The 24,506-nt window shown below is 40.8% G+C and carries 20 protein-coding genes; 12 read left to right on the forward strand and 8 right to left on the reverse strand.

Features of this window, described 5'->3' with window-relative positions; genetic code table 11:
• Positions 1 to 10 precede the first annotated feature (10 nt).
• The 5 genes from K5Q58_RS02970 to K5Q58_RS02990 all read left to right on the forward strand — a co-directional run bounded on the left by K5Q58_RS02970 (position 11) and on the right by K5Q58_RS02990 (position 9,550).
• Positions 11 to 1,036, forward strand: coding sequence for a M48 family metallopeptidase (locus K5Q58_RS02970; protein ID WP_220752366.1), 1,026 nt, complete (start codon positions 11 to 13; stop codon positions 1,034 to 1,036).
• A 139-nt stretch (positions 1,037 to 1,175) separates the two neighbouring features.
• Complete coding sequence (locus K5Q58_RS02975; protein WP_220752368.1) at positions 1,176 to 2,696, forward strand: YifB family Mg chelatase-like AAA ATPase; 1,521 nt, start codon at positions 1,176 to 1,178, stop codon at positions 2,694 to 2,696.
• Positions 2,697 to 2,857: 161 nt separating this feature from the next.
• Positions 2,858 to 3,754 carry an acyltransferase gene (locus K5Q58_RS02980; RefSeq protein ID WP_220752369.1) on the forward strand — a complete coding sequence of 299 codons (897 nt, stop codon included), beginning with the start codon at positions 2,858 to 2,860 and terminating at the stop codon, positions 3,752 to 3,754.
• A 4-nt stretch (positions 3,755 to 3,758) separates the two neighbouring features.
• On the forward strand, positions 3,759 to 4,691 hold the full coding sequence (locus K5Q58_RS02985; RefSeq protein ID WP_220752371.1) for an acyltransferase: 933 nt from the start codon (positions 3,759 to 3,761) through the stop codon (positions 4,689 to 4,691).
• A gap of 386 nt (positions 4,692 to 5,077) precedes the next feature.
• Positions 5,078 to 9,550 (forward strand): EAL domain-containing protein, encoded by a 4,473-nt coding sequence (locus K5Q58_RS02990; RefSeq protein ID WP_220752373.1) that lies wholly within the window; start codon positions 5,078 to 5,080, stop codon positions 9,548 to 9,550.
• A 125-nt stretch (positions 9,551 to 9,675) separates the two neighbouring features.
• On the opposite strand, the gene K5Q58_RS02995 is transcribed toward K5Q58_RS02990, so the two are convergent.
• The gene (locus K5Q58_RS02995) at positions 9,676 to 10,761 is read right to left on the reverse strand and encodes a branched-chain amino acid aminotransferase (RefSeq protein ID WP_220752375.1); all 1,086 of its coding nucleotides are present in this window, start codon (positions 10,759 to 10,761) and stop codon (positions 9,676 to 9,678) included.
• A gap of 361 nt (positions 10,762 to 11,122) precedes the next feature.
• On the opposite strand from K5Q58_RS02995, the gene zapB reads away from it, so the two are divergent.
• Entirely contained in the window at positions 11,123 to 11,323 is a 201-nt protein-coding gene (gene zapB / locus K5Q58_RS03000) for a cell division protein ZapB (RefSeq protein WP_144211472.1), read from the forward strand.
• Here zapB and K5Q58_RS03005 read toward each other — a convergent pair.
• The 7 genes from K5Q58_RS03005 to K5Q58_RS03035 form a co-directional block, all read right to left on the reverse strand.
• Positions 11,320 to 11,532, reverse strand: coding sequence for a DUF1107 family protein (locus K5Q58_RS03005; RefSeq protein WP_220752377.1), 213 nt, complete (start codon positions 11,530 to 11,532; stop codon positions 11,320 to 11,322). The genes zapB and K5Q58_RS03005 overlap by 4 nt on opposite strands.
• A 371-nt stretch (positions 11,533 to 11,903) precedes the next feature.
• A complete protein-coding gene (locus K5Q58_RS03010; protein WP_220752379.1) occupies positions 11,904 to 12,518 on the reverse strand; it encodes a thiol:disulfide interchange protein DsbA/DsbL in 615 nt (204 codons plus the stop codon).
• A gap of 193 nt (positions 12,519 to 12,711) precedes the next feature.
• Positions 12,712 to 13,752: a serine/threonine protein kinase gene (locus K5Q58_RS03015; protein ID WP_220752381.1), complete on the reverse strand. Its 1,041-nt coding sequence runs from the start codon at positions 13,750 to 13,752 to the stop codon at positions 12,712 to 12,714.
• Positions 13,745 to 14,098, reverse strand: coding sequence for a DUF3630 family protein (locus K5Q58_RS03020; protein WP_220752383.1), 354 nt, complete (start codon positions 14,096 to 14,098; stop codon positions 13,745 to 13,747). The genes K5Q58_RS03015 and K5Q58_RS03020 overlap by 8 nt, the downstream gene beginning before the upstream one ends.
• Before the next feature lie 31 nt (positions 14,099 to 14,129).
• On the reverse strand, positions 14,130 to 15,686 hold the full coding sequence (locus tag K5Q58_RS03025) for a YdiU family protein (RefSeq protein ID WP_220752385.1): 1,557 nt from the start codon (positions 15,684 to 15,686) through the stop codon (positions 14,130 to 14,132).
• A gap of 21 nt (positions 15,687 to 15,707) precedes the next feature.
• Positions 15,708 to 16,046, reverse strand: a complete 339-nt coding sequence (locus K5Q58_RS03030; RefSeq protein WP_220752387.1) for a hypothetical protein — start codon at positions 16,044 to 16,046, stop codon at positions 15,708 to 15,710.
• A 247-nt stretch (positions 16,047 to 16,293) separates the two neighbouring features.
• Complete coding sequence (locus tag K5Q58_RS03035; protein ID WP_220752389.1) at positions 16,294 to 17,115, reverse strand: hypothetical protein; 822 nt, start codon at positions 17,113 to 17,115, stop codon at positions 16,294 to 16,296.
• 309 nt (positions 17,116 to 17,424) lie between these two features.
• Between K5Q58_RS03035 and K5Q58_RS03040 the strand changes: the two genes are divergently transcribed.
• The 6 genes from K5Q58_RS03040 to K5Q58_RS03065 all read left to right on the forward strand — a co-directional run bounded on the left by K5Q58_RS03040 (position 17,425) and on the right by K5Q58_RS03065 (position 24,499).
• Positions 17,425 to 17,817: a nitrous oxide-stimulated promoter family protein gene (locus K5Q58_RS03040; protein WP_220752391.1), complete on the forward strand. Its 393-nt coding sequence runs from the start codon at positions 17,425 to 17,427 to the stop codon at positions 17,815 to 17,817.
• 144 nt (positions 17,818 to 17,961) lie between these two features.
• Positions 17,962 to 18,798: a hypothetical protein gene (locus K5Q58_RS03045; RefSeq protein WP_220752393.1), complete on the forward strand. Its 837-nt coding sequence runs from the start codon at positions 17,962 to 17,964 to the stop codon at positions 18,796 to 18,798.
• A gap of 55 nt (positions 18,799 to 18,853) precedes the next feature.
• Positions 18,854 to 20,917, forward strand: coding sequence for a S9 family peptidase (locus tag K5Q58_RS03050; protein ID WP_220752395.1), 2,064 nt, complete (start codon positions 18,854 to 18,856; stop codon positions 20,915 to 20,917).
• 258 nt (positions 20,918 to 21,175) lie between these two features.
• Positions 21,176 to 21,748, forward strand: coding sequence for a lipid-binding SYLF domain-containing protein (locus tag K5Q58_RS03055; protein WP_220752397.1), 573 nt, complete (start codon positions 21,176 to 21,178; stop codon positions 21,746 to 21,748).
• A 510-nt stretch (positions 21,749 to 22,258) separates the two neighbouring features.
• Positions 22,259 to 23,770, forward strand: a complete 1,512-nt coding sequence (locus tag K5Q58_RS03060; protein WP_299574425.1) for a catalase — start codon at positions 22,259 to 22,261, stop codon at positions 23,768 to 23,770.
• A gap of 150 nt (positions 23,771 to 23,920) precedes the next feature.
• Positions 23,921 to 24,499, forward strand: a complete 579-nt coding sequence (locus K5Q58_RS03065; protein ID WP_259651211.1) for an ankyrin repeat domain-containing protein — start codon at positions 23,921 to 23,923, stop codon at positions 24,497 to 24,499.
• The last annotated feature ends 7 nt before the right edge of the window (positions 24,500 to 24,506 follow it).

Here is a 24,506-nt window from a genome sequence, read left to right on the forward strand (position 1 = left end):
GAATAAAGCTGTGATAGAACAAGTTAATGGGCATATTCTTGCCCCTAAACAAGCCACAAAATACCCAGCTACATTAGTGCTGGGTAAAAATGGAATGCTGACATTGTCCTCCGACGTTCACCGAGGGCAATTTCAACTAGACCAAACCATTGTTACAGATCCTATAGGTAATATGGCTCGTCATATCACTTTTTCCAGCGGACATGTTTTTGTCTCAACAAATCCTCAACAGCTTAATCAATGGCTCAATGTTCACGCTAAAAAAAGCTGGATAGCCCAGCTAGAAAAAAACCTTGGACTGATTATTATTGCAACCTTGGTTTCGCTAGCTGCGCTGTATTTTATTGTTGTACATGGCATACCTGCCGTTTCTAAAACCATCGCCCAATTATTACCAGATACTGTGGTGGAAGAAGTCGGTGAGCAAACGTTCAGCTTAGTGGAGTCCATGGGATTCACCGAAAGCCAAATCAAGCCACAAAGACAAGTTGAACTGCAGCAGTTATTTCAGCAGACATTAGATAAACTGCATCAAGAGCAAATAGTATTTTCAATCCAACCTTCTTTGCTAATCTATAGCAGCAAAGATGGTGCTAATGCTTTTGCACTCGCAGACGGTCAAATTATATTAACGGATGACATGATTAACCTTGCGAAAAACGACCAACAACTTGAAGCGGTTATTTTGCATGAGCTGGGTCATGTTCATCACAGGCATGTACTCACAACGTTAATACAATCATCACTCCTCTCTGTTGGAGCAGCGCTAATTGTCGGTGATGCCAGCGGGATCTCGGATATGCTTGTCAGTGTCACGGTATTAGGCACCAGCTTAACCTATTCTCGAAATCATGAACGAGAAGCCGACCAGTTTGCAGCATTGCAACTTCAAACTTGGTACAAGAATACCGACTCTATCGTCGAGCTATACCAGTTGCTGCAAGCTGAGCATAATCTCGACATACCAGACTGGGCCAGCACTCACCCCGACATTGACGAACGCATCGAAACCTTACGCTCTGATTCTATTAAATAAATAATCATCCTAACCCGCTTATTTTTGTCATTGGTGGGGTTTGACTACAGCGATTTATTTACCTGCTACACTTAATGGGCTTAATAACCTCATTAAGTGTCATTAAATATCTGTAAACGAAAAACAAAAGGATTTGTTTATGGCGATTGCCTGCGTTGTCACTCGTGCTTGCTGCGGCGTTGAAGCTCCTAAAGTCACAGTCGAAGTTCACCTAAGTAATGGATTACCTGCTTTTAATTTAGTCGGATTACCAGAAACCTCAGTTAAAGAAGCCCGTGAACGGGTTAGAAGTGCATTAATCAACGCTGGCTTTGAGTTTCCCATGCAGCGCATTACCGTTAACCTCGCTCCAGCCGACCTCCCCAAACAAGGAGGTCGATATGACTTGCCCATTGCAATCGGTATTTTAGCGGCTTCAGGCCAAGTGCCGTCGGATAAATTGGCTCACAGTGAATTTATTGGAGAGCTGGCGCTATCAGGGGAGGTTCGTCCATGTATTGGCATACTGCCAGCAATCATTGCAGCCAAGAACCAACAACATCAATTGTTTATCCCTTTAGAAAACAGACGAGAAGCGGAGTTAGTCGGCTTTGAGCAAACTCATTTTGTTGCCCATTTACAACACCTAGCTGCCTTTATGCATGGCCAAGCTCAATTACCACTTGTTGACCAGCAACCGCAATGGTTTGAAGATGAAGCAACAGGCCCGCAGTTATGCTTAAGCGAAGTCATTGGCCAATATCAGGCCAAGCAAGGGTTAGAAATCGCAGCAGCAGGTGGGCACAACACTCTATTTTTAGGCCCTCCCGGCACCGGCAAAAGTATGCTCGCTAACCGAATCATTCCGCTATTGCCCAAGCTCAGTTATGAAGAAGCTATTGATGTTGCCGCTATTCATTCTGTCGCAGGGTTAAACATCAAACCTAACGCTTTTCTTGAACGTCCCTTTAGAGCACCGCATCACACATGCTCATCAATTTCATTAGTTGGCGGTGGCAGCATCCCAAAGCCGGGGGAGATATCATTAGCCCATAGAGGAATATTGTTTTTAGATGAAATAGCCGAGTTTCCACGAAAAGTATTAGATTGCCTACGTGAACCTATGGAGTCTGGCGAAGTCGTCATTTCTCGCGCAGCAGCAAAAGTAAAATTCTCGAGTCGTTTTCAACTGATTGCAGCCATGAACCCAAGCCCTTGTGGCGATGTAGATAATGCCCGCTCAACTCCTGACCAAATTCAGCGTTATCTATCTAAACTTTCAGGTCCATTTTTAGACCGTTTTGATTTAACAATCGAAGTCCCTAAACTGCCAGCAGGCACTCTCACCCAACCCCAGCAAACGGCTGAAAGCAGTGCAAGCATTGCCAAAAGGGTCAATCAAGCAAGACAGATACAGTTATCGCGCGCAGGTTTGCTCAACAGTGAACTGTCCCCTTCACTGTTAAAGCAGTATTTAAACATGAACCAAGCTGACTTAGAGTTTTTAGACGCAAGTGTGCAGCAGCTCGGTTTATCTGTGAGAAGCTTTCATCGGATCCAGCGGGTTGCTCGAACCATCGCTGACCTACAGCAATCCAAAACGACTGAAAGACGTCATATTGCTCAAGCATTAGGATATCGAGCCATGGATAGATTAATGAGTCGTTTAAGGCAACAGTAATCAGCTAACGAAGTTTCAAGAACTATAAATAGTCGGTATTTCAGTTCGATACAGATTAATTAGCATGTAATTTTTTAGTAAAAATTGCGATATTATTGTCCTGCGGATTGAGCATAAGCTTGTCACGGAGTAACATAAGCCTCCATTTACAGGAGAGCTAGATGCCGCTGTTCGCAAAAATTAAAGGATCTGTAGCATTTATTTGCTACGTCATAAATACTATCTTCTGGGTAATACCTATACTTATTTTCAGTATATTCAAGGTGTTGCCAATTAACTTTATCCGCAAAGTTTGCAGTTATATTTTAGATAACTGCGCCAGCGCTTGGATCAGTGTTAATGGCATTATTGAAGCCATTTTGCATCCAACTAAGATTAAGTTAACGGGTGATAACCAATTCTCAGAAAAAGAATGGTACATGGTGATAGCTAATCATCAGTCTTGGGTAGATATCCTAATTTTACAGCGCGTGTTTAACCGAAAAATTCCGTTTTTAAAGTTTTTCTTAAAACAACAGCTTATCTATGTACCTATATTGGGCTTAGCTTGGTGGGCATTAGACTTCCCATTTATGCGTCGTTACTCGACTGCACAACTAAAGAAGAACCCGAAACTAAAAGGCAAAGATACCGAAATTACTCGTAAGTCTTGTGAAAAGTTTAAGCATAAGCCTGTCAGTGTGATGAATTTTGTAGAAGGAACTCGATTCCATCCTGGTAAACATCAGAAACAAAATTCGCCTTTTAAACATTTACTCAAGCCCAAAGCCGGCGGTATGGCTTTTGCCTTAGATGCAATGGGCAGCCAAATAAACAAGTTAGTTAATGTCACTATTTACTATCCAGACAAAATACCTTCATATTGGGAATATATTTGTAACTGTTTAGATGAAGTGCACGTGGATATCCAAATTACTGATATACCTGATGCAATGCGTGGTGACTACAGTAAAGATCGTGAGTTTAAAATTGATTTTCAAAATCAACTTAATCAACTCTGGTTAGAAAAAGACAACAAAATCAGCTCAATGGCTGAAAAAAACAATAGAGGTATTTAGCTCCATGCTAAATTTTTTACCAGGTCCAATTATCTTTTTTATCAGTACCTTTTTATTGATCCTTAATACTGTCCTCTGGGCTGGATTAATCAGTATTGGCGGTATTATTAAACTATTTATTCCTTTTGAGGCACCGAGTAATGCCCTACTCAGTTTAATGAATCGTTTTATGTGGGCTTGGGCAACATGCAATGGTGGCATTCTTGCCTTAATCACTAAGGTTGAATGGGATATCGAAGGTCTAGACGACCTTGATCAAAAAGGCTGGTATTTACTGATCAGTAACCATGTCAGTGGATTTGATATTGCAGCACAAACCTACATCCTGCGTAATAACATTCCAATGCTGAAGTTTTTCTTAAAGCGTGAGCTAATATTTGTCCCTTTTCTAGGTTTAGGTTGTTGGGCGCTTGGCATGCCATTTATGAACCGAACCAGTCCCGCCAAGCTTAAGAAGAACCCAAAACTTAAAGGCAAGGATTTAGAAACCACTCGAAAAGCTTGTGAGAAGTTTAAAAATACGCCGACCTCAATTATTAACTATGTTGAGGGAAGTCGCTTTACTGAAGACAAACGACGCCGTCAACAATCACCTTATCGCCATTTATTACGTCCTAAAGCAGGCGGTATTGCCTTTACCCTGTCAGCAATGGGTGAACAATTTACAGGCTTGCTGAATATGACACTGGCATACCCAGATGCAGATTTAGCTTCAAAAGAAGGTGTGCTTTACCAAGTGATGTCAGGACGGGTGAAAAAAATTGTCGTCAGAGTTGAGCAAATGCCAGTCCCAACTGTAGATTCAGAAGTGTATTTTTCTCAGGCAGAAACCCGCGTAGAGTTCCAGCGCTGGCTCAATCAAGTTTGGCTTGAAAAAGACCAACAACTTGATGATATTTTCAAAAAGTATGCTGCAGAAATAACCCACAAAGAGTAATTAACAATCAAGTTTAAAAACACGCTAAATAGCGTGTTTTTTTGTTTCTACAGCCTTAACATTTGCAAATGTTAACAAGCAAACTGCTTTGTAACATTTGCCAAATAACAAAACTGAAATCTAATTTGAAATAAAACACATAGCTACGTAATATGGAGGTTACTAGAACTAGAAATGCAGTAGTTTCTTTACAAATACTGCTTAAGTAATGAGCCATTTTAGTCGTGCTTTACTATCATTGTTAAAACATTATTTCCAAGCTAACAATATGCAACCCAGCAGGACCTTTTTCCCATGCTCATATTTATAACAATAGGTGCAGATTGAATTTACCTTTATCCATAACATTGAGAGCATGCTTGTTCATTTGGGTTCTTGTTACCTCAATGTCTGCTTCTGTTTTCGCCATCACTCCTCAAAATGATAATCACCTACTGTCTTTCGAACAGTTCGAAGCTGCTAATGAGTTAAACCAAAACTCTGTGACAAAGTTATTCATGGATAAAGCGGGAATGTTATGGGTTGGTACTCAAGATGGACTACACAGCTATAATGGTATTCAATTTGATGTCTTTCTCAATGACAGTAATGATCCACACAGTATCGCTGGCAATTACATCATAGATATACTTCAATCAAATGATGACAATTTATGGGTGGCGACATTTTCTCAAGGGTTAAGTCGATTAGATCTCACCACAGGTAAATTTACCAATTATGGAACAAAGCAAGGACTTAATGATTTACATCTTTCAAAGTTAAGCATCATTGGTGATTCGTTATGGATAGGCACTCAGTCTGGTTTATACACGCTCTCGCTTAAAACAAATAAAATCACTAAAATTAGCCTCAGTAATAACCTTAACCCTCACATTACCAGTGTGGCAAATGTGGATAACAAGTACATATTTGTTGGCACCGAAAAAAGCGGCACATTCGCAATTGATAGTAATACCATTATTCGACTCGATATTGAGTCAAATTTAAAGGTTAACAGCATTCAAACCAATAACCTTGATGGCTCGGTTTGGTTAGCCATTGAAAATAAGCTAATTCGATATGATTTAGAAACTCATGAAAAAACCGTGGTATGGGTTAATGAACAACCTACTATATTCAACGAAATTAAAGACTTTGTTATCAATAGCAGCCAACAGGTTTGGGCCATCGGCGCTAATTCAGGCTTAATTCAACTCGATAAAATCGATGGTCAATGGCGAAGCAGAGTCCACAAGTATGAGCCTAATAGCCGTAATTCAATTAGCGAGAACAACCTACAAAGCATCATGCTTGCCCGTGATGGTACCTTATGGCTAGGCACCCGTTATTCAGGCATCAACAAGCTTAATTTGAATCAGGTATATTTTAATCATATATTTGAGATGCACCCATCTAAACCTAAAATGGCTAATATGATCCGTGCCATTTTTCGTGATAAGCAACAACGTTTATGGATTGGCACTGAAAGCGCTGGATTAAAAAGTTTTGATGAACAACAAGGTCAATTTTATTACTACAACGATTTGTTCGCTAAAGCCCTAAACCTTAATGAAAATGAGCTTAACCTTACGGTTCATTCCATTAAACAAACCGAAGATGGCGACTTATGGTTTGCCACCGATCACGGTTTAGCAAAACTCACCGCAGATCAGCAACTCACCTTTTTACCTGCATTTGATCATTTATTGCCACACACACTGAGCATTCGTGCTTTAGCGCTAGACGATAAACAACGTCTATGGATAGGCAGTAGTAATGGCCTATACTTCGTGCTACCTGGTGAAGGCGTATTACATCATTATCAATTTGATTTCCAACCTGACTACTCACCTAAAAAACAAACGATCCTGTCGCTAAAATATCATAATGACAGTTTGTGGATTGGCACAATGGCAGGGCTTGTGCGCTTAAAGCCGGATCAGCAACAACTGACCTTTAAGTCACGACAACCAGCCGATGAATCTACATTAAGTGATAACCGAATTAGAGATTTTATTGTCACTAGTGATGATCAATTTCTTATGGCGACTCACAGTGGCGTAGACAAAATCATTGAAACAGAAGATGGCACCATCCAGTTTGAAGCCCTCAATGAGCAAATAAAAAAGCATACGATTTATGCCATTCTTGAAGACAACAACCACGACCTATGGCTCAGCTCTAACTCAGGAATCATTCGCCTAGGCTTAGAAGAAAAAACTTTAATTACCTATAACGAGTATGACGGCGTCCAATCCAATGAATTTAATGGTGGCGTTAAATTTAAAGATCTCGACGGGGAACTCTGGTTTGGCGGCATCAATGGTCTAAACCAGTTCATGCCAGAAAATGTGCCAACAGTAAGACCCGATGCCAAACTCGCCCTCACAAGTTATACATTTGGCGAAGAGCGCCATCAACTACATGATTTAATGGCACCTCCAGAGTTACTCATGCCCTTTGAAAACAAAATTATCCGCTTTGACATCAGTGCATTAGAGTTTAACTACCCTGGTTTACACCAATTTGGCTACAAATTGCTCGGCCAAGATGATAAATGGATCGACCTACATCAAACCAATGAGATTACCTTTACTAGCCTTGCCCCTAAAGACTATGAACTATTGGTTCGCTACACATTAACGGATAACAATTATCAACAAGCCCCGCTTTCTATTACATTTACTGTGGTACCGCCGTTTTACTTAAGCAAAGGCGCTTATGTCATTTATGGCATTTTAATTATGCTGGTATTGACCATTATTGTGTACTTAAAACAACTCAAGCGTGAAAAGCAACGCGAGTTTGAAATGAGTATCCGTGCATCTGAAGAACGCCTTAAATTGGCACTTTGGGCCTCAGGCGATGGCATGTGGGACTGGAATATCCGTGAAAATAAAGTCTACCGAACTGACATGGTGCCACCACTTATGTTAGGTAACGAAACCCAAGCGTTAATTAACAATATTCACCCAGAAGATAAGAGTCGTGTTTCTAAAATTCTAAATCGACATTTAGACGGTGAGATTGAGTTTTTCGAAGCAGAATATCGAGTTGAAAAGCAGGCAGGTAAATGGATTTGGCTGATTGATCGCGGCAAAGTCGTTGAATGGGACCAACAAGACAGACCTATACGTATGGCGGGGACCCATAAAGATATTACCATTCGTAAAGAAACAGAAAACGAACTCAAACTGTCGACTCAAGTGCTTCACAGTATGAATGAAGCCGTTGTGGTGGGCGAGCTCGACTATCGCGTGCGTACGGTAAACCCAGCATTTAGTCGTATCACAGGTTTCGATCATGATGCGATTGCAGGTAAACACTTTTTATATTTAGCTCACGGTAAACGCTCACGAGAGTTTTATCACAATGTTGAATTACAGCTGCTGCGTAACAAACATTGGGCTGGCGAAATCAACATTCGCACCAAAGACAAAAAAGGCATTCTAGCTTGGCTTGAGATCAATCAAGTCATCGATACCAAAGGTGAAACCAGCCACTTCGTTGCGGTATTCACCGATATTACCTCGCGTAAAAAAGCCGAAGAAGATTTACGAATTTTAGCCAATTTTGACCCATTAACAGGTCTACCTAACCGCACCTTATTTCAGGACAGATTAAATCAAGCCATCACTAAGGCACATCGTTCAAAATCAATTGTGGCGCTGCTATTCCTTGATTTAGACCGCTTTAAACACATTAATGACTCTATGGGTCACCATGTGGGTGATTTATTGCTAAAAGCCGTGGCATCAAGACTGCAAAATGCCATCCGTGATGGTGATACCGTTGCCCGATTAGGCGGCGACGAGTTTACCATTATTCTGGAAGGCGTCGCTAAGCTAAAAGCCGCCACTATTATTGCCGAAAAAGTACTTAAAGCCTTTAAAGCACAGTTCTTACTGGAAGGTAAAAACATCACTGTGTCGCCGTCTATTGGTATCAGCTTATTTCCAAATGACGCTAATGATACTACGTCACTGATTAAGTATGCCGATACCGCGATGTATCATGCTAAATCTTTAGGCCGCAATAACTTCCAATTCTACACAGAAGAGCTGAACCAATATGCGACACGTCATGTTGAACTGGAAGCAGGACTTAAAGAGGCGATTCAAAATAATGAGCTGTATTTGGTTTATCAACCCAAATACGATATCAAAACCAAACGAATTCTAGGCGTCGAAGCCCTATTGCGCTGGAATAGTGCAACACTTGGATTTATCTCACCAGTCGAGTTTATTCCACTCGCCGAAGAAACCGGTATGATTAACGCCATTGGTCATTGGGCCATTGATGAGGCCTGTAACCAGCTTGCCAGTTGGCATCAGTTAGGTTTCGAAGACATTTCGATTGCAGTTAACTTGTCAGCAAGACAGCTTAAAGCCGACATTATTTCTACCATTGAAGTTGCCTTAGCGGTTTCAGGGTTGCCAGCAAGCGCCTTAGAACTTGAACTGACTGAATCAATGATTATGGGTAACCCACAAGATTCGGTAAAAGTATTATCACAGCTAAAAGCCCTAGGACTTACCATTGCCATTGATGACTTCGGTACAGGCTATTCAAGCTTAAGTTACTTAAAACGCTTCCCTATCGATACCCTTAAGGTCGACCGAGAGTTCGTACGCGATATTATTGAAGATCCTGATGATGCCGCTATTACCAGTGCGATTATTACCCTCGCCCACAGTTTAGAATTAAACGTAGTGGCAGAAGGGGTAGAAACTCAAGAGCAATTAGATTTCCTTAAAGATGAAGGTTGTGACCAAGTACAAGGCTTCTTACTCAGTAAACCATTAACCGCTGATGATTGCTTAGAAAAACTTAAGCAAGATAAATGTGAAAAGAATGCCGATGTGGTCAGTGAGCAATAATCCACATTGAACCCAACACTGAGTCGATTAACGTTTTAAATAACAATCAATAAAAAAGGCGATAGCTCCTAGGAGCTATCGCCTTTTTTATACTAAATTCAATACTATGAACGAAGAGCTATAAGCTATGGCGCAACACGCTCAACGCGTTTAACCCAACCTTCTGGGCCTTCAAGCTGACCATTTTGTAGCTCAGTAAAGATTTGATAAATACGTTTAATGCTTGGACCGACTTCGCCGTCACCCACAGTCACAATGCGCCCATCTTCAAAAATATACGAACCCACTGGCGATACAACCGCAGCAGTACCAAAACCACCTGCTTCGACAATTTCACCCGCTTCGATATCAGCAATAAACTTATCCAGCATGATAGTCTCTTGGCGCACTTCACAACCTAAAATATGCCCAAGTTCCAGCATTGACTGCGAAGTGATCGATTTTAAAATCGTATCAGTAAACGTTGGAATAACCACAGTGCCATCTTTTAGCACGTGGAAATGGTTCATCGCGCCTACTTCTTCAATCTGCTGATTATTGGCATCAAGATATAAGACTTGCGCAGCGCCATATTCAGCCGCCGCTTGTCCCGCACGTAATGAAGCAGCGTAGTTACCAGCAGCTTTTGATGCTCCTGTACCACCAGACACTGCACGGTGGAATTTTTTACTAATTAGTAAACGAATAGCCTTGCTCACGCCATCTGCATAATAAGCACCACTTGGGCTTAATATTACGCAGAAGGTGAAGTTCAAACTTGGGCTAACCGATAAACGATCTTCCGTTGCAAAAATAAACGGACGAATGTACAAGCATGCGCCATCTTGCATTGGGAACCACAAACGATCGACATCAATCAATGCATTAATCGCTTCCAGTTGCTTTTCTTCATCAAGGTTAGGAATGCATAAAATATCTGCTGAGGTATTTAGACGCTCCGCATTCTTGTTCAATCTAAAAGTATAGATCTCACCATCATCATGCATAAAGGCTTTTGCGCCTTCAAAGATTGATTGTCCATAATGCAGTGAAATTGCACCTGGGGCGATTTCAAAAGGAGCATAAGGTTCGATGCGAGGATCGCACCATTGGCCATCTCTATAGTCCATTAAAAACATATGATCAGTTCTGAGATTACCAAAGCCAACATTACCTTCAGGTTGAAATTGCTCAGTACGGCGTGACGATTTTAAATTATGTTTGATGTCCATTTGATACCACCTTGAAAACAGAGATTGCAGACTATGAATCATCAGTTGCAATGTCAAGCAAATGGACAATGTGGAGTAAATTTAACCGTCAATTGAAGTGCACATAAATACATACCGCAAAAATGATGCCTAAAAAATTAAAGAACGTTAAAAACATTATCACTAGAAATTCAGCACTAATAGGCAAATAGCTGGGGTGATATGGGTAAAAACAGGGGAAAAAAACCAGCTGAATATTAAAGCTTAGAAAATAGTAGTAAAAGTGGTACTTTTTTTAACCACTTAACAGATTTGTCTATTCCTTAAACCCCAGTCGCTGCTAGAATCAGCATTCCATCCAGAAACTATTAGGACTCCCGATATGAGCCTTGAATTATTGTCCCAACTGGAAGCCAAAATCCAGGCTACTCTTGAAAATGCTGAGCTACTAAAAATGGAGCTTGAAGAAGAGAAGCAAAAGAATGCTCAGTTGACTGAGTCTAATCAACAACTGCAACAAGACCTAAACTCGTGGAACGACAAAGTAAACGGCCTTGTTGGTTTGCTTAATAGCGAAAGCTAAACTGCACTTGCTTCAAGATGTTGAGCTGCAAGTAGCTCATTAAGTTCTGAAACAGCCTGCTTCACTTTTGGCAGGCTTTTTTTCGGCATCACAAAACGCCCTCGGTTGAACTCAATACAGCCTAAATCTTTAACCCAAATGACTCCCGTCACAAAAATTCTAGCGTGTTTTACAATTAGCTTTGGCGCGTAAACTGGAAAGCGTCTCATGAGAACTCCTAAGCATGTTGTTTTGTTATTGACTCAATTTTGGACATTATAAAGTCATAAAGAGTTTCATTAAATTAAACATTATTTATCTAAATATCTGCAAATTTACATACACCTTAAAACAACATAAAAATGACACTTGCCATTTTTTTGACGCTTTGATAGAGTAACCACGTTACTCAGGGTAAATAAAGAGCCAGTTGGCTCATCACCGTATTGTTTTAAAATGCTAAATTTTAAAACCTACGGTTTTTTTTTGCTTTTTTTCAGTAATTTACTCAGGAAGTGTGATGTAAAAGCCACAAAAAAGGAGCCAATAACGGCTCCTTTTATACAACTTAATTTTCGGTAGGCTAAGCGCCAATGAAAGGTTACTTATCTACAGTCGTTAAGTAGTAAGCAATATCTAATAATTCGTCGTAAGACTTGATTGAACCTGTCTCAACACGATATTTACCATTAACCACTAATGCTGGTACACCTGATAACTTAGCGTTTTCAGTATCACGCTTCATTTTAGACATTTGCGCGTTTACCATGAATGAATTCGCTGCAGCGTCGAAATCTTTACCATCAATACCATTGGCAATAAATACCATACGGATATCGTTTTGGCTGGTGAAACGTTGCTTAGAATCATGGATCGCAGTGAAAATAGCGTGTTCAATTTTCTTTTCAACATTCAACTGATGAGCGATAGCAAAAGCACGTGACATTTCAGTGCCCATTTCTCGGCCAATAAACTCAACGTGAGCTTGATTGAACGTGACGCCTTCTGGCAATGTTTTTTCAATTTTTGGTACTACTGTTTTTGAAAAGTTATAACAGTGGCCACAAAAGAAAGAGAAAAACTCAGTGATTTCAGGCTTAGATGTCGCTGGGCCTTCGTTAATCACGGTGTAATGCACACCTTCTTTATAATCTGCAGCAGATGCAGCCATTGGGGCTAAAAGTAGTGCTGCTGCCATTAATAGTGCTTTTTTCATTTTGCTTCCTTTAGTGGGCAATCTTAAAAATGATTTTTAAAACTTGCCATCTGTATTATGCCACCGACTAAACCAGCCGATTCGCATAACTAAATTAGTTATTTGCTAAACCTATCATAAATTAGGTTATCTTCGTATCTCAAGACCTTATCAAGATCATTTGTAACAATCTACAATTGAGTTGTTAATCGCCTTAGTAGCCCATCAAGCTTAAAGGGGCTTCATCCAATGCAGCTAACTGCTCTTTGAACGCCAAGGTTTGTTGTTCCCAGTATTTGATATCACCAAACCACGGAAAGTTCATTGGAAATGCAGGATCTTGCCATCTTTTGCTTAACCAAGCGTTGTAATGCAACATTCTTAACGCTCGTAAAGGCTCTACTAGCTTAAGCTGGCGCTGATCAAAATCATAAAATTCTTGATAGCCTTCAAGCAAAACATCAAGCTGTAATAATCGCTGTTGTCTATCGCCTGTGAGCATCATCCAGATATCTTGAACTGCAGGACCTTGGCGAGCATCATCTAAATCAACAAAGCCTGGCCCGTCAGGCGTCCATAAAATATTACTCGCGTGTAAATCACCGTGTAGACGAATGGTAGGAAATTCGTGCTCTGAAAAAATACTTTTAGCTTTATCTAGTACCTGCTCTGCCACAGTAAAAAATTGCTGGCTAATGCCATCAGAAACTTGCCCAGACTGCTTTAAGAATGCCAGAGCATCATCACCTAAAATCTTACTTGAAAGCGGTTCACGGTACTGAAACGGTTGTTTACTGGCATATTGATGAATACGGCCGATGAAACGTCCGACCGACTCAAGTTGATCTAAATTATCGACTTCAAAGGCGCGGCCACCAATCGATGGAAACAAGGTAAATTTGTAACCTTGATAATGATGCAAGGTTTTACCGTTTATAATCGATGGCACCGCAATAGGGATGTCTTCAGCCGCTAACGCCAGTGCATAATCATGTTCTTCTTGAATTTGCTCCTCACTCCAACGATGAGGGCGATAAAATTTCACCACATAGCGATTGCCGCGATCACATCTAAATTGATATACGCGGTTTTCGTAACTATTTAGTGCTAACAATCCCGTCTCAGGATAGACACCAAGGCTTTCAATGGCATCAAGAATTAAGTCAGGCGTTAATGCCTGATAATGAAACGAGGCGTCGTGTTCACTAGGCGTTTGTATCAGAACAGATGCAGGTTCTTCAATGCGATTACTCATGAGTTCCCTTAACAGCAACTAGTGGTCGTATTAATGTCATCAAATAGCTTAGCACTTCAACATCGGCCTGAGTTTCAGTGGCTAACCAACAAATATCACCGTAAAATTCATAATTCAGCCACAACTGACTACCTTCAAAATTCAATAACCACTGGTGACGATCTGCGCCCCATTGGCGCTCACGCACTTCACAATCTAATGCTGCTGCAAAGGGCGTAGCAAACACTTCAAAACGTTCAAAATCAATATCAGCAGTTATCAAAATGCTCATGGCATCGCTATCAAACTTAGCTTCTTTGATGCTTACTGTATTGAGATTAATTTTTTCTAATGAACCTGAGTTCATACACTTCCTTAAAAATCTATTAAATATTTTGCTAGCTACTGCAAGACATAATCAAGCCCTGCCCCCACTGCGGCGGACGTTCAGCATAATGTGCTTTATCAATTTGTTCGGCATAAGGGTTTGTCAGTAACTGATGTAACTCTACAAGTTTACTGTTATCACCTTCTTCAACAGCGACAATCGCTTCTTGAGCAAGGTAATTGCGTAATATGTATTTAGGGTTAACTGCATCTCTATCTGCTTGCCACTTCTCAATATCTATCTTATTGCCAGAGCCCTCAGTGCCAGAGCCCTCAGTGCCATCTACATTAGCAGCCACACGTTGCTGATAATCTTTATACCAAGTATCAAACTGTGGTCGGTCAATAATTTCATCAGCAATATTAGATTGGTGACTGGTAATATCCAGTCGACCAAGAGCCCGGAAAGTATTGGTATAATCAAGCATATTATGTTGCATCACAGCGCAAAATCGGCCAATTAAGTCTAAATCACCTTTATCTTGTTCTGCCTGTATTTCAGCTAATGACGAAGCACTTTTATCAACTGATAGTGCCGATAAATCTGTTGCAGCAAAGCCCATTTTAGCGCGCATTAATAACAAGTACTGCTTCACTAACTCAGCTTGATAGGTATTTAGCGCCGCCACTAAATCATCTGACTCTATCACCGGAGTGAGCGCTTGGGCTAAACGTTGTAGGTTCCAAAGCCCAATGCCAGGTTGCTGGCCAAAGGCATATCGCCCTTCGGGATCAGAATGATTACAGATAAAGTCTTCTTTAAAGGTATCTAGAAAAGCAAAAGGCCCAAAATCAAAGCTGTCACCAAGAATCGACATATTGTCGGTGTTTAGCACACCATGAGCAAAACCAACCGCTTGCCAATGACCAATGAGAATAGCAGTATCTTTAACCACTTGAGTAAACCAAGCTTTATAGCCTTGGCCATCTTGAGTTAAATGTGGATAATGCTGAGCAATGGTAAAGTTAAGTAATTGGATTAATTTGTCTTTACCGCCTTGGTCACTGTGGCAAAAGTACTCAAAGTGGCCAAAACGAATATGGCTTTTAGCCAGCCTTACGGTAATTGCAGCGGTTTCTTGGGACTCACGCCACACTGGTAAATCAGAGCCAATAACCGCAAGGGCGCGAGTCGTCGGTACGGACAATGCAGCTAAAGCTTCTGACGCTAAAAACTCGCGTACAGCTGAGCGCATAACAGCGCGGCCATCGCCGTGGCGAGAATACGGAGTCGGTCCAGCCCCTTTTAATGCCACATCCCATGCTTGATGTTTGTCAGCAAGTTTACCTTTAAAGGCTTCTCCAAGAATGATTGATCGTCCATCGCCTAACCGTGGTGAATAACCACCAAACTGATGACCACTGTACACTTGCGCATAATAACTTGCGCCAGGGACTGCATGGTTAGCTGACAATTGCATTAGCAATTCATCATTGGGCTTTGTTAGCCCAATGAGTTTTGCAGCATCATCACTCCACGCAAGCCAATGTGGATTACTGATTGGCAAAGGGTAAACTTGCGAGTAAAACCCCTCAAGTTGCTCAAAAAAATCCTGTTTAAACTGCATTAAGCCTTTCCCTAGAACAGCCTACTTACAGATAATGACATCGTCGTCATTAACTTCACATAGCTGCTCACATTGATATCCTTTCTCAATTGCCACTGGAATCGCTGTTGCGTTTTCAAGGGCTCGATTGTCCATTTCTACATAACTTTTACCACTCAAGCGCAGCATACCATCTCCCTTTAACTGACATTGCTCAAGGGTGTCGTAATAGCCTGCGATAAAATCTGCGCTTATTGGATTTTGTGGCTTTTTAGCTTCGTCAGCATAATAAAAAAGTGTCCATTCAGGTGTACGTAAACAACCTGTCAAACTGACTAAGCCCAATAAAAAAACTATTTTAATCAGCACTTTGGAATTCATAAAAACCTCTTATTTCTTTCTTAAAATCAACACGCTATTAAGATGAAAATGCTTGCCATGACTGTATGGTTCACCATGGCTAATTTTAACGCGCCCTATAATGGCAACATAGGGTGATTTGTCTATATAAATCAGCATTTTTAGCAATAAAAAAAGCGAACCTGAGTCCGCTTTATATCAATCTATAGCTAATTAATTGTGAGTATACTCAATCGTAAGCTCACTCATAAGCTAGATGAGTAAGAATTTAATCACCTGATTTAGATTTGGCTTTTTCAATACGTTTAATTCGACCTTCAAAACCCGTTACAGTTCCATCGCTTAATTGGTAAGTCATGGCTTGCTGACAAACCGATATCGCTTTATCAAACTGTTTTGTATCGTTAAGCATAGTTGAAAGCTGCATAAAGCCTGGGCCTTTTTCATCGACAGCCACTTTATTGTCTTGCTGATACAGCTCAAAGACAGATAAATACACATCAGTTAATTGTGCGCCATATTGGCAATACTCAGCCTGCTTACGCAGCTTGTAGCTGTGACCGATAATATTCAGTAAACTCTGGTGCTGAGCACTCGTATCCACTTGATTAGCATGTTTCGCTACTAAATCAGCAAATACATCGCCCGCCCATGCGCCAGTTGCGGGTAAACTCAAATCTGCATCGTTATCGGCTGGTTTCACTTCCGCTGTTGCAACTGCTGCAGGCTTTTTAGTTTCTGGTTCTACAACTTTTGACTCTTCAACCTTAGGTTCTTCGACTTTAGCCTCTTCGACAACTGCTGTTTGAGGCTCTTGAGCATCAACTTTTTCCTCTGGCTCTGGCTCTGGCTCTGGCTCTGGCTCTGGCTCTGGCTCTGGCTCTGGCTCTGGCTCTGGCTCTGGCACAGTATCAGATTTTTCATCTTCAGCGACAACTACAGTTTCAGCTTCACCATCAATGACACTGTCAGAGGTTTTAGCATTATCAGCAGTGTCTGTTTGGTCTAATTCTTGTTGAGCAACATTCTGAGTTCGACGGTATAAATACACACCTAGTAGAACTAATAAAATAATGACAATAATTTTCATTGATAACACCATGCCTGTGTCATGTTTGTGTATGGTTAAATAGCCTTAAAGTAATGGTCAAAGCCTATTTAAGAGAGAGTGACTTCTACGCTGCATTTTTAAGCAACACATCTAGTATTAATAAGCTATTGTATGGCAATAAATCAAGTATTTATCACGCTTTTGTGCCATTAAGCCCAATAACTGGGGATAAATTCAAATTTTGACATTTTTGTGCTTTAGCTCAAGCTTATTATCACCTAAATTGAACTCATTGTTTGAAGCTAGTTACACTAGCCATACCCGAGTAAATTACTAAGGTATTTATTAATGTCTGAACCTTCAATTCTTTCAGGTAAATTGTTATTTGAGCTCAACACAATGACAGCCATGGCTGGCATATATTGTCGTGCTCATCATCAACAGACACAAGGTGAAGAACTGTGTGAAGAATGCCGTTCATTGCTTGAATATGCCGAAACTCGATTAGATCGCTGCCCATACGGCCAAGATAAACCAACCTGTAATAAATGCCCTGTTCATTGCTATAAACCCCATATGAAACAAAAAGTCAGAGAGATAATGATCTACTCGGGCCCGCGTATGTTGATCCCTCACCCAATTATGTCGATTAAGCATTTATTGTCTGAACGAAAGCCTGCCCCTGGTAAGCCACCCGAAGCTGCCTCAAACCGTCATATGCGAAAGCAAAAAAAACCTTAGGATACTGGTTGAAAGGGTCGCTTAAAGGTATTATCACTTAACTTTAATAAGGGGTAACTAATCGAATTCGGACCGTTTTTTTCTCAAGCTTATATCTGGTTATCTTTACTCGGCGGTATACATTGCTTCGGGGTAGGATTATATGTGCGTTATATCTACGCCAATAACGATCCAGATACCACCCAAAGCAATCGTTTACTGGGCTCATTATTCATTCTCATCGCACTATTTTTTGCCATCGGAGCAGTCACTCGCGAGAACGCCCCTATTCAAATCCATTTTATTTTGACCTTAATGGTACCGTTTTATTTCTTATTAATGCCTTTACTTTATTCCTACTGTAAAGCGAGCCTAAAAATACCAGTGTCAGATGGCAATATTGTCAAACATCTCATGCCAACATTTGTGTCGATGTTTTTCATTGTGATTGCGGTACTTTTTAATATTGGTCTAGACCCTACAGCGTCAAAACAGCCTATTAATACCCTCTCTGAATTAAGTCATATCAATCGCGTTGCCTTAATCATGCCAGTATTCATTATTTTACAGAGTTGCTTATATTTTGGCTTAATTTTCAAAACCCTCAATAAACATAAAAAGCGCTTCAAACTCACTACACAACAAAGCTTAAAAGACATTCGCTTTCGCTGGTTACTCATTTTAACGGGTGGGATCTTACTGAATTGGGTCTTACGTATTATGATGGTGTTAGTACCATTTTATTTTGGCGACTCTATCTCTGTGTTAGCCCACACGATCGCCAGATTATCCTTATTAGTCACCGTCTATGGCTTTGCTTTATATGGGTTACATCAAATAACCCGCGCAGCTTACCTTCGTGGCAATGTGAATAATAAAGCCAATTCCAACGATAGTAGCAAGCCACAAAAAGCCAGTGAACAATTGCTGAATGCCGAAGAATTAAATTACCTTCAAAGCATTATGATCGAGGATGCTACACCCGAAAAGCGACCCAATTAACAACATACAATTATAAATAACCATCACGTAGATGATGAACAAGGAACGGAGCTCCATGACTTTATCAACATTCACATTTCGCCATATTGGGCTACTTGGCTTACTCGGATTATCGACTCAAGCTATCGCCAACTCTCCTCAGCATAAAATAACCATTGATGACTTCTTCGATATTGGCATCATGAAACAAGTCAGTTTTAGTCCCAATGCAAAACAAGCCATATGGGTAGAAAGTCGCTGGGACAAAGAACTTGATAAGTCGCAAGCAGATCTATGGAAAGTCGACACTAAAACCCGCCAAACCCAAAGGCTGACATTTAGTAACGAAAATGAATCAAGTCCAGTTTGGAGCCCTGATGGACAATTTATTTATTTCTTAACCAAACGCAGCGATGCCAACGAAAAAGCGCCATTCAACGGTAAAAACCAAGTTTTCAGAATGACCAGTAATGGCAATGACATTCAACCAATAACCAAAGAAGTTGAAGGCGTAAATGCATTTCAGTTAAGCCAAGATGGCAAAAATCTTTATTTTATCGGCAATAAGACTGTTGAAGAAACAGACCAATGGAGCGCCATGCGTAATAGCCATAGCGCCCCTAATTACGGTCACGGCTCTCACGAATCTAACCCATTACATGTGCTCGACTTAGAGCACTATAAGCAAAAAACGTTGATTGATGACGGTAAAGTAGTCTGGCAATTTAGTGTTAATCAAAATCAATCAAAAATCGCCCGTATCACCACTGACGACAATGAACTGGTCAAATTGGAAGGCTGGTCAGATATTGATGTATACGATGTAAACAGTCGCACTCATCGAGTCTTGCAAGATACCCAATGGCGACAACAAGCCCCATCCCCTTACGGGTGGTTACTTGGTTTAGCATGGCATCAAAACAATCAACAACTTGCTTTTAGAATCGATTTTGATGGCCATCCCGGTAAATTATTTATCGCCGATGTGAGCCAGAAAAAAGCCAAAATAACCGAATTAGCTCGTCCCGATAAAGTCACTTTAAATGGTGACGATGTTAAGTGGCGCCCTAACAGTGACGAAGTGTGTTACCGCGGCGCCATCGAAGCGAAAGTAAAAATTTACTGCAGCGAATTTGAAAACGGTAAACAGCAAGATACTCGCAGTGTTATAGACGCCGATATCGTCTCTGGCAGCTATGATTTTAGCCAATCAGGAAAACAACTGGCGCTCACTCATAATGGTTTAATTCACTTTAGTGATTTATTTATTGCTGATGCCAACAAGCGTCGCGCTAAAATTAAACGTATTACCGATATCAATGCCCAAGTGAGTGATTGGCAATTACCACAAATATCAATCGTAAAATGGAATGCACCAGATGGTAGCCAAGTAGAAGGTATTTTAGAACTTCCCCACGGCTACAGCAAACCTCAAGGTCGATTGCCTCTTGTGGTACAAATCCATGGCGGGCCGACCTCCGCCACACCTTATGCACTGCAACATCGTTCATACGGCCGCAGCACGTTTACTGCCGATGGGTGGGCAATTTTATCGCCAAACTACCGTGGCTCTACTGGCTATGGCGATGAATTTTTAACCCAACTTGTGGGCCGCGAACATGATATTGAAGTCAAAGATATTTTGGCTGGTGTCGATCACTTAATTGAGCAAGGCATTGCTGATGGTGACAAAATGGCGGTCATGGGTTGGAGTAATGGTGGCTACCTCACCAATGCACTCATTAGCACCACAAACCGCTTTAAAGCTGCGAGTTCAGGAGCTGGTGTATTTGATCAACGCCTGCAGTGGATGCTTGAAGACACCCCCGGCCATGTCGTAAACTTTATGGAAGGTCTACCTTGGGAAAAGCCAGAGGCATACTCTCATGGGTCATCGTTAACTACAGCGAATAACATCACTACCCCAACTCTTATTCACATTGGTGAGAACGATCAGCGTGTGCCAGTTGGCCATGCGCAAGGACTATATCGTGCCTTGAGGCATTACTTAAATGTGCCTGTTGAATTGATAGTTTACCCTGGTGAAGGCCACGGCCTGAGTCACTATAAGCACCGCAAAGCCAAAATGGAATGGGATAAAAAGTGGTTCGACTTTTATGTGTTAGGTATTGAAGAGTAAATATTGAAGAGCAAATATTGAAGAGCAAGAATTAAAGAATAAGACACGTGCTTAACTCAATGCTTAAATGACTTTAGTTGAGCTTAAAACTTAAATACGCCTAATGATCCAGCCTGAACAATAGCTGTCATTAGGCGTTTTATTTTGTGATTATGACACTGGCTTTGTTATGCTGCTAATCTGAGTCGATTATCACTTTGTGATAATTCACAACCATTAATCAATAAGCATATTTTTATCATTTCAGTAGGAGTAAATATGAAAAACATATTGTCACTGTTGTCCGTCGCCTTCATCTTAATAGGACTGACTTTTTCAACTTCAGCTCGAGCTGATAAATACTCAAAAACTGTCGAAGACTTTAGAAAAGCACCAGAAGTACAAAACTTCTTTAGTAATGCATACGGCTATGCGATTTATCCAACCGTCGGTAAAGGTGGCATCGGCATCGGCGCAGCTTATGGTGCAGGCCGAGTGTATAAAGGTGGTATCCACACTGGTGACTCAACGTTATCTCAATTATCAATTGGCTTTCAGTTAGGCGGCCAAGCTTACAGCGAGATTATCTTCTTCAAAAACAAAGCCGCTTATGATGACTTCACCAGCGGTACCTTTGAGTTTAGCGCTCAAGCTTCAGCAGTAGCTATTACAGTAGGTGCCAATGCACAGGTTGGGTCGACAGGTAACTCAGCAGCAGCTGGTAATGCCGGAAATCGCACCGCAGCAAAAGCTAATTACATGAATGGCATGGCGATATTTACTGCTGCAAAAGGCGGCTTAATGTATGAAGCGGCCATTGCCGGTCAAGCTTTTAGCTTTGATGCGAAATAAGCTTATTTAGACAATAAAACTGTCACCCATTAAAAATGGCTGCAATAGCAGCCTTTTTACTCACTAAAATAAAAGCCGAACTCTTTTGAGCATATCTGTCGCTAAAAGCATAAGCTGACAAATTCTAAAAACTAATAAAACGTCATGCATCTAACAGGTAGTTTTTACAAATAAGGGTTAGCTTTATTTCCAAATCATCAAAGCAAATTTGGGTCATAGAGGACTAAACATCACCTCTAACGAGGTGGACAAATTCACTTAGGCTCTAAACTATAGGTTCTAAACTATAGGTTCTAAACTAGGCCACTCTATTCCTTCTTAGCTCTAACTCAGATCCACTTTCTCCTCAAGTTCCTGAATACATTCCAATAGCGCTAATTTAGCTGAACAGCATTTGTTGATTCAATTAACCGATTCGATTAATCGATTAATACCACTGCAAACAATCATTTTTTGCGGTTACATTATTAACAGGCAGAAAGAGCGTGAGTTGTTAATTGAGAGAATCCCATGGATATAACAAAAAAAAGCTGTTTAATCTTATCAATGAGTTTGGCATTTAGTGTTCAAGCAGAAACATTAACCCGTGACAATGGTGCTCCTGTAGGAGATAACCAAAACTCAATCACTGCGGGCAGTAATGGCAGCGTACTTCTGCAAGATGTCCATTTGATTCAAAAGTTACAACGTTTCGCTCGCGAAAGAATTCCAGAGCGTGTCGTACACGCAAGAGGGACTGGTGCCCATGGTGAGTTTGTCGCCAGTACTGATTTAAGTAACCTAACGCAAGCAGCACCTTTTGCTGAAAAAGGTAAAACCACACCTGTTTTTGTACGTTTCTCTACTGTTGTCCATTCTAAAGGCTCGCCAGAAACCTTACGTGACCCACGTGGTTTCGCGACTCGTTTCTATTCAGATCAAGGAAACTGGGATCTTGTAGGTAACAACCTGCCTGTATTTTTCATCCGTGATGCGATTAAATTTCCTGACATGGTTCATTCACTAAAACCATCTCCTGTCACTAATCTTCAAGATCCTAATCGTTTCTTCGATTTTTTCAGCCATGAAGGAACGGCAACTAACATGCTAACGTGGGTTTATACCAACTTAGGTACGCCTTCTAGCTACCGTAAAATGGATGGTTGGGGTGTTCATGCATACAAATTTATTAATGATGAAAATCAAGTTAACTACGTTAAATTTCATTGGGTAAGCCAACAAGGTGTTGAAGGATTAAGACCTGACGAAGTCACCGCAATGCAAGGGAAAAACTTCAATCACTTAACTGATGATCTTTACAGTGAGATTAGCAAAGGTAACTACCCTAAATGGGATTTAAAAGTAAAAATATTGAACCCAAGTGAGCTCAATAATTTCACTTACAACCCGCTCGACGCAACCAAGATGTGGCTTGATGTGCCAGAAACGACTGTTGGCACAATGACCCTAAACCGCGTGCCAGATAACTTTTTCCAAGAAACGGAACAAGTGGCAATGGCGCCATCTAACTTAATTCCAGGTATTGAGCCATCAGAAGATAAGTTACTTCAAGGGCGTATTTTCTCTTATGCAGATACACAGCTCTACCGTTTAGGCGCTAATTTATCTCAGTTACCGATTAACCAAGCAAAAGTGACTGTAGCCAATCACAATCAAGAAGGCGCAGCTAATTACGCTAATACTAAGTCTGATATTAACTATCAACCAAGCAGAAACCTGCCTTTGAGTGATGATGCTCGTTTTAAATCTGTGAACACGCCTTTATCAGGCACAGTGCAACAAGCCGTGATTGCAAAACAAGATAACTTCACTCAAGCAGGTGTGTTGTATAGAAGTTTAAGCAAACAAGATAAAAGTGACCTTATCACCAACTTGTCAGGCGATTTAGGCAAAGTGGCAGACGCAAATGTTAAACATCAAATGCTCAGTTACTTCTATCAAGCAGATAAAGAGTTTGGAGAACGTTTAACCAAAGCTGTTGACGGTAACCTTAAAGAGGTGAAAAAAAGAGCCAACATTTAAACTCTCATTGTATTGAACTAACGCATTGGGCCAGCGTTAGACAACAGAGTAAGTCCTGCAAGACGTAATTGTGCTCTTTTCTGCCCGTTTAGAGTGCGTCTTGTAGGCCATCCTCATTATCCATTTTTTATTCGCATGGATGCTTACTATATGTCGACCTCATTAAAATCTATCCCGAACTTATTAAAAATCGGCTTTTCAGCCAGTTTTGTTATGGCTTATTTATTATTGTCTTACTCAGCAGCTCAACCTGTAGAGACAAGCAATATTGATGATTTGAGCAAGAATGATGCGGCTCAATCTATTACGCCCAGTCAAGATATTGATAAAGAAACACAGCTATTAATGGATTACTTTTTTGCAGCGGCCAGAACGGGCGATGTAGAAGTATTAACCCACTTTATTGAAGCAGGCTTCCCTATAGATCAACGTAATAGCCAAAGTTACACCGCCTTAATGGTGTCAGCGTACAACGGCCATCCATCAGCAACATCAGCATTGCTTGAAATGGGCGCCAATGCTTGCTTACAGGATAAGCGAGGAAACACTGCAATAATGGGCGCTGTAATTAAGGCAGAATTTACAATAATTAAGCAGTTATATAGCCATGAATGCGACGCAAACCTGACGAATAAATCAGGCATGACACTTAAGGATTTTGCAGAATATTGGGGACAAAGTGATAAATTAAGCAGAGCTATTTTGGTTAACAGCCCTATTAAACAATGATGATGTC

The organism is Shewanella sp. KT0246 (genome assembly GCF_019654955.1).
In the GTDB taxonomy this organism is placed as follows: domain Bacteria; phylum Pseudomonadota; class Gammaproteobacteria; order Enterobacterales; family Shewanellaceae; genus Shewanella; species Shewanella goraebulensis.

Coding starts and splice junctions, on each gene's coding strand:
- K5Q58_RS02975 (WP_220752368.1), top strand. CDS start 1,176: ATGGCGATTGCCTGCGTTGTCACTCGTGCTTGCTGCGGCGTTGAAGCT.
- K5Q58_RS02980 (WP_220752369.1), top strand. CDS start 2,858: ATGCCGCTGTTCGCAAAAATTAAAGGATCTGTAGCATTTATTTGCTAC.
- K5Q58_RS02985 (WP_220752371.1), top strand. CDS start 3,759: ATGCTAAATTTTTTACCAGGTCCAATTATCTTTTTTATCAGTACCTTT.
- K5Q58_RS02990 (WP_220752373.1), top strand. CDS start 5,078: ATGTCTGCTTCTGTTTTCGCCATCACTCCTCAAAATGATAATCACCTA.
- K5Q58_RS02995 (WP_220752375.1), bottom strand. CDS start 10,761: ATGGACATCAAACATAATTTAAAATCGTCACGCCGTACTGAGCAATTT.
- zapB (WP_144211472.1), top strand. CDS start 11,123: ATGAGCCTTGAATTATTGTCCCAACTGGAAGCCAAAATCCAGGCTACT.
- K5Q58_RS03005 (WP_220752377.1), bottom strand. CDS start 11,532: ATGAGACGCTTTCCAGTTTACGCGCCAAAGCTAATTGTAAAACACGCT.
- K5Q58_RS03010 (WP_220752379.1), bottom strand. CDS start 12,518: ATGAAAAAAGCACTATTAATGGCAGCAGCACTACTTTTAGCCCCAATG.
- K5Q58_RS03015 (WP_220752381.1), bottom strand. CDS start 13,752: ATGAGTAATCGCATTGAAGAACCTGCATCTGTTCTGATACAAACGCCT.
- K5Q58_RS03020 (WP_220752383.1), bottom strand. CDS start 14,098: ATGAACTCAGGTTCATTAGAAAAAATTAATCTCAATACAGTAAGCATC.
- K5Q58_RS03025 (WP_220752385.1), bottom strand. CDS start 15,686: ATGCAGTTTAAACAGGATTTTTTTGAGCAACTTGAGGGGTTTTACTCG.
- K5Q58_RS03030 (WP_220752387.1), bottom strand. CDS start 16,046: ATGAATTCCAAAGTGCTGATTAAAATAGTTTTTTTATTGGGCTTAGTC.
- K5Q58_RS03035 (WP_220752389.1), bottom strand. CDS start 17,115: ATGAAAATTATTGTCATTATTTTATTAGTTCTACTAGGTGTGTATTTA.
- K5Q58_RS03040 (WP_220752391.1), top strand. CDS start 17,425: ATGTCTGAACCTTCAATTCTTTCAGGTAAATTGTTATTTGAGCTCAAC.
- K5Q58_RS03050 (WP_220752395.1), top strand. CDS start 18,854: ATGACTTTATCAACATTCACATTTCGCCATATTGGGCTACTTGGCTTA.
- K5Q58_RS03055 (WP_220752397.1), top strand. CDS start 21,176: ATGAAAAACATATTGTCACTGTTGTCCGTCGCCTTCATCTTAATAGGA.
- K5Q58_RS03060 (WP_299574425.1), top strand. CDS start 22,259: ATGGATATAACAAAAAAAAGCTGTTTAATCTTATCAATGAGTTTGGCA.
- K5Q58_RS03065 (WP_259651211.1), top strand. CDS start 23,921: ATGTCGACCTCATTAAAATCTATCCCGAACTTATTAAAAATCGGCTTT.